Below are 7,764 nucleotides of genomic sequence, written 5' to 3'. Positions count from 1 at the left end.
AAAAAAATTGTAATTTAAACCTTTATAGTATGATAATAAAAAATAAAGAGCTTAAAATCAATGAAATTCTGTAATTAAAATTTTATATTCGTATTTTAGGTGTACATTTTTGTATTTTTATGTAAATTTTTATTTATTAAGTGTGTTTAATATTACATAAAAAACTCTAATCAAGTTAGCCTCTAAAATATTTTGAAACAAAGCTGAGTATTTTGTCACTCAAAATTAATTTAATAATGAAATAATAAAAATGGATATACATTCATATGCTCATATCAAATGTGTTTATAAACAATAGCACCTCTTTTTAAAATATGATTGTAAGATCACTGATCATTCATTACAAAAGTAATTAGATTTTGTTATTTCATCTGTTGTCTCTACTACAGACGGTTAAGCACTATAGAGGCAAATAAACTGGTATTACAATTGACTCAAGAAGACGAATATTCCTTTTTAATCCAAGTAGCTTTCGAGTAACTGATCAATTCAAAGATTATACTTTCTGGTCTGCTAATCCTCAAGCATGGAGTAATAATTACTATCAAGGTAATGTTCCAGCAGGCATGGTTGGAGAGATACTTGCTATTCAAGACGATGGTAATCTAGTGATGTATTCTAGTGGTGGTAAAGGTCCAATGTGGGCATCGGATACAGCTGGACGTTAATAGCAAAATTTTAAAATAAAAAATCCCTTGAGATCGTAACGTAAAAGTCATTGTTTAATGGCTTTCATGTTACATTTCTCAAGGGATTTTTACATTGTCGATCAAATAATCTTAGCTACTTTTTGCGCTTGAATATCCAGCACCTGAGCGGATGAAGCAATATCTGTAAAAGCTTTCATTGCTGTATTGACTTGCTCTTGCCCTTGTTGCACACTTTGACGCACATCGTCTGTGCCATTAGAAATCTTCTGCACTTCTAGACTCATTGAATCTACACTTTTTTTCACTTCTATAATGGAGTCTTGTACCATTGAAGACAGTTTACGTACTTCTCTAGCAACCACATTGAATCCTCGTCCAAATTCACCTGCATGTGTAGCCTCTATCGCTGCGTTCAAAGCCAACATATGAGTTTGAGAGGCTATTTTACGGATCGTCTGTACAATCCCTTGAATCTCTAATGCTTGTTCTTGCAAATTAATAAGTGTGGTTGTATTCGTCGTCGATGATTCTACAATGGTGTTCATACTTTTTAAGAGTTCTTGACTGTGCTCAATCCCTGCAGATGAACGAATATTAAGTGCTTGTGCTGTTTTTTGGAGATCATCCACGACACAAGAAAGATCGCTTTGACGCTCGGTAATATCTGTAGCCACTTTGGTAACACCAATAACTTCATTTCTATTTTTGTTCCATACCGGCATATAAGTTGCTTCTAGCCAGATTGCATTCCCTTTTGCATCTTTGCGTTCTATTTTATCGTGAAATGTTTCTCCAGATAATAGACTATCCCAGAATTTCTCATACTCTATACTATTCGCAAATTCAGGAAAACATAAATTTTTATGATGCATGCCAATCATTTGATTTGGCGAATATTTAACGACTTCTGCAAAAATAGGATTAACATAAGCAATTTTACGATTCGTCCCAAAACGGATAATAGCTAAATTATCCTGTAGAGTGCGTATAACTAGTTCGTCTGTCACCATTTCAAGCTGACTCATTTCGTTCATGATTTCCCTCCAATGTATGTGTACAAGCGTGATACTTATTATTGTATAAAGTTTTTATTTTATTTCATAGTAAATATTAATCTAATGTGCAAAATTAACCAATTAAGTATTACTTATGTATATCGGATAAAAGTCAAAAATAATAAATTTTGAGAACAAACTAAAGAAGCAACAGAGTTTAACATCGATCTCACTCTTATTGCTTCTTTAATATAGTTTATATTTTACTTTTATAGAGACTCTTATCCAAGAAGTCCGTATTTCTGAAAACTTAGAAACAGACCATCTTCTTCTACAGTCGCTGTAATATCATCTGCTAACGCTTGAAGTGCAGGCTTGGCATTTCCCATCGCTATCCCGATTGCACAGTACTCTAGCATCTCAGCGTCATTCATTCCATCTCCAATAGCAATCGTGTCTTCACGCGACATACTCAGATGTTCGAGTAAATCTGCTATCGCTAATGCTTTATGTATCCCAGGGATAACTAACTCTCCACTGCCTTCACCAAATATCGGAACAGTACATTGCATCACTTGGAACTTCCCTTCAAATTCTTGCTTAATCTGTTCAAAAGGAATCGTAGCACTTTCTAGAAAACAGACCTTATTGACATCATCTTTGTACAGATTGGCTTCACCATACGTTAAGCCAGTGATAAAAGGATGAGGTTGAGATTCTTTTTTGGCTCGTGCTACCAGATCATTCTCAATATCGCCATAGATCCGTCGTTCTAAATGGGGCTGAAGATTAGCGCTTGCATACAATGCTGAATTGGATTCCAGATAAAAGTCGATCTGATGAGTATTGAAAAAATCGACCATATGTCGTACATCTTCTGCTGTCACCTTTTTGTGGTACAAAACATCTTCTCCAAACTCCACATAACCTCCCCCTGCTCCAATCAGTCCATCAAATCCGATATCCCAGATACTATCGTAAATCTCAGCTTTGGATCTTCCTGTACATAAATAAAGCAAATGTCCGTTGTTACGTGCTTGTTGACAAGCTTGCTGTGCAGAAAGAGGAATATGACCATCATCGTCTACCAGTGTGCCGTCTATATCGATAAAGACTATTTTTTGGCGAGTATTTTCTGTCATGATTTAACCTCCATGCTGTATAAAAAAATGTATTGAAAAGTATATTACGAACAAAGTTAATATGCCTTGTAATTTTAGTATTGCTTCTATTTTCATGTTTTTTCTAAAAACTTTACTTTAAGCTTATTTAGCATATCGGATATTTTGCCTACGTTATAGTGATTTTCCGATCTTTTCGGTATTATTTGTTGTTTTGGACGTAGTACCTCACCTTGTTAGTATTCTGAATCTAACCTATTTAACATCAATCACAAGCAACAAAAGATGAATTTCTAGCGCATCATAACGTTTAATATAAAAAAGACCGCTCTTTCGATGCAAAGAGTGGTCTTTATTATTAATATTTTCATATTTTCGCAGTATACCTCTAGCATTTCAAAGATAGATTCTAAACTCAGCTAATAACATTCTTCATGTTCTAAAATGAGTTCGGCTTGCTGATCCAATCTCTAAGGGTTGAGTAGCATTCTGAAGCCCGTCATTCTTTTGGAATTGAAAAAGTAGCATCGTGTTCTCCTCTTACTTTTTAGCGTCTATAACCTCTTTTATCAATGCCGGCAACTGCTTACCGATCACTTTACGAATCTCTTTGAGATCGAATGAAGCAATCTGCTCGCTTTCTTCTTGAAGAATATCTTCTACAATGCGTGAAGACAGTTGCTTCAAGATTAATGCCATATCTTGTATGCCAAAATTAGCTTGAAGTGAACCTTCATCGATTAATTTATAGATCCACTTTTCGACCCGTGCGGTGGTAAGCACTGATTTGACTGCTTCTATTTCAGCAGATTGGAAATTAGGATCTTTTGGCTTTTTGATACGTTGTACTTCTTTGAATGCATCAATCACAAGCTTAACAAATAATTGATTACCATATACATCTTGATAATCTACATTTTTGACAACAATCCCTTCTCCTTTTTTGACACCAAGTGCAGTCTGCCCGATAAAGGATTCTAGATGTTCTAGTGATTGATACTCCCCTTCATAAAATACTGGAATCAGACGCAATTCCAATCGTTCTGCTTCTTTTTTCACTTCTGTAAAATGAATATACTTTTCTTTCTCCACATCATATAGATCAAACAGAAAAAACTGTTTGGTCAAGTCTCCATAATTGATTTTGTGCTTGGTCAGCCATTCGCCAAAATAAACGACATCGCTTCGTAGTAGATCTGCATCTAAAGTCTGTGTCCATTCATAAAATCCTTGTAGATTATTTTGCTCTGTCAATTGCTCATTACGTGAGAAAGCCACTATTTTGCCTTCTTCTAGCTTAAATGATCCATTGGCTCCATCTAGCTTTTCTTGAATAATAATAGGATCACCCAGTTGAAGAACATTCTCAGTCGTTTTGTGTCCCAGTCTTACGACACTCATATACTTCTTCATCTCGCTCATTATGTAATCTCCTTTGGGGTCAATCTGGTCTACATAACCTACTCATTTTCATAAGATATTGTTCGTATTACTGAAATGCTTTTGCTATACTGAGTACAATTCATGCATTCTATATTTATACACGAAAGGAAAAGATGATGCTACCTCAAGTTGGAGATATCTATTGTGTTTTTTCTCAAAAGCTACAGCAATATGTAGCCTGTCAGGTCACTCATCTTAAAGAAGGATCATCTCCAAAAGAATCTCCACTAGCCGCTATTCTAGAATTAGACTGGACAGGAGATACACTGCCTGATGAAGATACTTTACATACAATGAAGCCGTTAGTGTGCAACTTTTATTTTTGGAGTAATCGATTTGATCATAACTATGTGAGTGCCAATGTGCCTCCGGAATACTCATTTGTAGGGAATATTCCTCCTCTAGTGGATCAAGAAGTAACGAGCTACGCTGGAGGTTGGTATATCGGCAATAGCATCCATAACCAACGTCGCTGGGAACGTATTGATGTGACGAAAAGAAACCTATTCAAATCGGCTTCTCCAGATATCGAAGTAGTCGTAGGGGGTCAGACACTACCTCAAAATACGACAAGAATTAACGATATCATCTTGCAAAAGATAGAAGACTTCTCTGAATTGGACAAGCTTCCTTGCCTGATATCAATTGAGACTGAACAAGGTACACTAGAATTGGCACACTATATCAACCAGAATCCTCTTATTCATGAATTACAATGGAAATCTTCGATAGTGACTGAACTTGATTTGAGGCACAGCCATTTAAATCGTTTGATGCTAGAACCAGATCATCTTATTACCATTTATCTTAATGATGATCTTATACATTTTATGCTCAATAGTGAACCTTCTCCTGATCTGCATATTCATAGTGTGTCTGATGGACGATTTATTGATTTACAATGTTGGAACCATTTTTTCCAGTTTCATGGTCTAGATCATTTAGCCGGACTATCTCTAGTTCGTATACAAGAGATAGATATCAACACTATAGTGGAGCGCTTTCCTTATTTGACCGAACTGCGAGTATCAGGCAAGCCAGGTGTTGTACATCATATACAAAATCTAGCAAAACTACCTCATTTGCAAATTTTGAACACAGATGATCTATTCGGATTCGAAGCAGATGAGTTCCCATCTCCTGAGCAGTTACCCAAGTTATCGGCGTTATGGATGAGCAGTATTCCAGCCAATGTAGCCAAATCGGTCAAAACGAAATACAAAAAAGCTGCTACTCTCGGGCTGGATCTCTGGATCACCAAACCTCGTAAACCAGAATGGCTAGCTGAAAATTTACTTAATCCTTTCCGTGATTGGGATGGACGTGAACATATTTCGGCTGCCAATGCTAAGAAAGCTGCTCAATCTTATAAAAAAATGCTTACTACTACACGTATGATCGATGCATCGATTCAGGCAGACACAGTATATTCGTTGTTAGAAAAGATGGTCACTGAATATACAGAAACGTTTAACAAAATGGATCGGCGTAATCACATTATTGAAACGATAGAGCGTGAAGAAATCTACGCTGTGTTAGAAGAACTGTTAACAGAACTGCAACAACAACTAGGTGAACAAGGTAAATTACTTGTAGATAAAGATGGTTTATACGAACTGTTTGATAAGTTACGGGATTTTTAATCAACCTTTGATTATGATTGCTTATACGTTTTGACATAACCTAATTTGATGCCTTTGGTTACTGCTTCTAATGCTGAACTGACATGCAATTTATCAAAAATATGTTGAATATGATTAGATACCGTACGTTTACTAATAAACAGAGTATCGGCTACTTCTTCTCTTTTGTACCCATCGCTTAACATTTGCAAAATTTTGGTCTCTTGCTCAGTCAGTTGCTCGATCTCTTCTTCTTCATCGGGAAAATATGTACAACCTGCATGAATATGAAGTAAGATATGCAACAACTGATCAGGAGATACATTTTTGTTGATAAATCCACGTGCTCCTGCTTTTTTCGCTTCATAACGATAGACTGGCAGATCGAATCCTGTCAAAATCACAATATTCAAATCAGGATACTTTTTCGATACCGATTCAGCTACAATCAATCCATCTTGCTCACTAATATTGCTTAGATTAATATCTACTAATAAAATATCCGGTTGCTTATCTTCAATCATCTTCATCAGGTGTGCTACTTCTTGTACCGATCGAAATGTGCTCACTTCTGGATAATCTTCAAATGCGATTTCCAAACTTTTGGCAAATAAAATATGGTCATCGATTAATAAAATATTCATACGAATGTTCTCCCTTCATTTGCAGGATAATCTGAATCTTTAATCCATGCGGCTTGCGCATACTAAAATTCATTTCACCTTCTAACAAGGCAATCTGTTCTTGAATTGAATATAATCCCCGATGCCCTTGATTATGCTTATACTCAGTAGGATCTAGCCCTACCCCATCATCTTCCACCGTTAACTCAATCTGATCCAGATGCTGTGTTAATTGGATCCAAATCTGACTTCCATGTGAATGTTTGAACGCATTAGTTGTTAATTCTTTGATCAGACGGTAAAAAATAAAGTGATAGGGTTCAACTAAAAACAGATCATCTTTGCAGGTAAACGAAACATTGATCTGTTGATGAGCATACGTTTTTTTTATAATTTGCAGTAGATTCTCGTAGTTTTGCTTGAGTGTTAATGAGCTGAGTAAGGTTGGATGATACTCTTGCATCTGATTGCGAATCGATTTGTTTAGTTCAGTTAACGTTTCTGTAATCATCTGCTGTACTTCTGCTTTATTAGACTTATTGATCATATTTTTGACTGCTAATAAATCTTGTAATATCTCATCATGTAGATAATTAGAAAATTCTTTTTTAAGTTGTTCTTCTTTCGCAACCTGCGCTACTCGACTCACATAAGAATCGTATTGCTTCTGCTCTGTTGCTTGTGTGACTTCTAAAGACTGCTTAATTTGTTTGTACAACAATAGATAGTAAAAAATCAATAACCAGATCAGCGAATGAAAAACAATCATATAAAACAAAGGCCCTGCCCCGAACACTTGACCGATCAAGCCAACACCTATAACAGATACCACAATCATCAGCCATTTGTTCCATGTACTAAGCTGTGTAAGTTGTATAAATCCTTTAACATTATTTTGTACAATACTGTATACCGCATATAAAGGAAAAATAAAAATAAAGTAGAATACGAGATTGGTGAACACATTTTTTGCTTTATCCATAAATAAAATATATGTTCCAAAAGGAATAGCCGTCATCATTAGCGCATACGTTAGACTTTTCGATTGTTTGTTCAGAAAAAATTGGATTCGTTTTTTATTTTTAAATACTGTAACTGCAATTAGAATTCCACTAATCACCCATTGCCAGAAAAACATGATGGAATAGAGTTGCTTATCATAAATCGAAATTAACGTGAATAATGAGATTACTTTTAATATCCAATCGACTTGCCTTTTATGCATATAAGCAGAATCTTGAAAAATAAATCGTAACAAAAAACGTAATAATGTATAGGATACAATTACATTTAAAAAGATCACTATATAA

6 protein-coding genes are annotated in these 7,764 nt (G+C 35.3%); 1 reads left to right on the top strand and 5 read right to left on the bottom strand.

Annotated features, from left to right (window positions below; translation table 11 throughout):
• Positions 1-769: 769 nt before the first annotated feature.
• The 3 genes from PTI45_RS11915 to PTI45_RS11905 all read right to left on the bottom strand — a co-directional run bounded on the left by PTI45_RS11915 (position 770) and on the right by PTI45_RS11905 (position 4,188).
• A complete protein-coding gene (locus tag PTI45_RS11915; protein ID WP_083243495.1) occupies positions 770-1,684 on the bottom strand; it encodes a methyl-accepting chemotaxis protein in 915 nt (304 codons plus the stop codon).
• Positions 1,685-1,926: 242 nt separating this feature from the next.
• A complete protein-coding gene (locus tag PTI45_RS11910; RefSeq protein ID WP_069327808.1) occupies positions 1,927-2,787 on the bottom strand; it encodes a Cof-type HAD-IIB family hydrolase in 861 nt (286 codons plus the stop codon).
• A 519-nt stretch (positions 2,788-3,306) separates the two neighbouring features.
• Complete coding sequence (locus PTI45_RS11905; protein ID WP_069327807.1) at positions 3,307-4,188, bottom strand: RNA ligase family protein; 882 nt, start codon at positions 4,186-4,188, stop codon at positions 3,307-3,309.
• 137 nt (positions 4,189-4,325) lie between these two features.
• Here PTI45_RS11905 and PTI45_RS11900 point away from each other — a divergent pair, with 137 nt between their 5' ends.
• A complete protein-coding gene (locus PTI45_RS11900; RefSeq protein WP_069327806.1) occupies positions 4,326-5,852 on the top strand; it encodes a hypothetical protein in 1,527 nt (508 codons plus the stop codon).
• A gap of 11 nt (positions 5,853-5,863) precedes the next feature.
• Here PTI45_RS11900 and PTI45_RS11895 read toward each other — a convergent pair whose 3' ends face one another.
• Both PTI45_RS11895 and PTI45_RS11890 read right to left on the bottom strand, forming a co-directional pair.
• On the bottom strand, positions 5,864-6,475 hold the full coding sequence (locus PTI45_RS11895) for a response regulator transcription factor (protein WP_069327805.1): 612 nt from the start codon (positions 6,473-6,475) through the stop codon (positions 5,864-5,866).
• Positions 6,453-7,679, bottom strand: a complete 1,227-nt coding sequence (locus PTI45_RS11890) for a sensor histidine kinase (protein WP_175425174.1) — start codon at positions 7,677-7,679, stop codon at positions 6,453-6,455. The genes PTI45_RS11895 and PTI45_RS11890 overlap by 23 nt, the downstream gene beginning before the upstream one ends.
• Between the last annotated feature and the right edge of the window lie 85 nt (positions 7,680-7,764).

The sequence above is a fragment of the Paenibacillus nuruki genome (genome assembly GCF_001721045.1).
GTDB classification, from domain to species: Bacteria; Bacillota; Bacilli; order Paenibacillales; family Paenibacillaceae; genus Saccharibacillus; species Saccharibacillus nuruki.
This window is presented reverse-complemented; position numbering and strand designations above follow the sequence as displayed.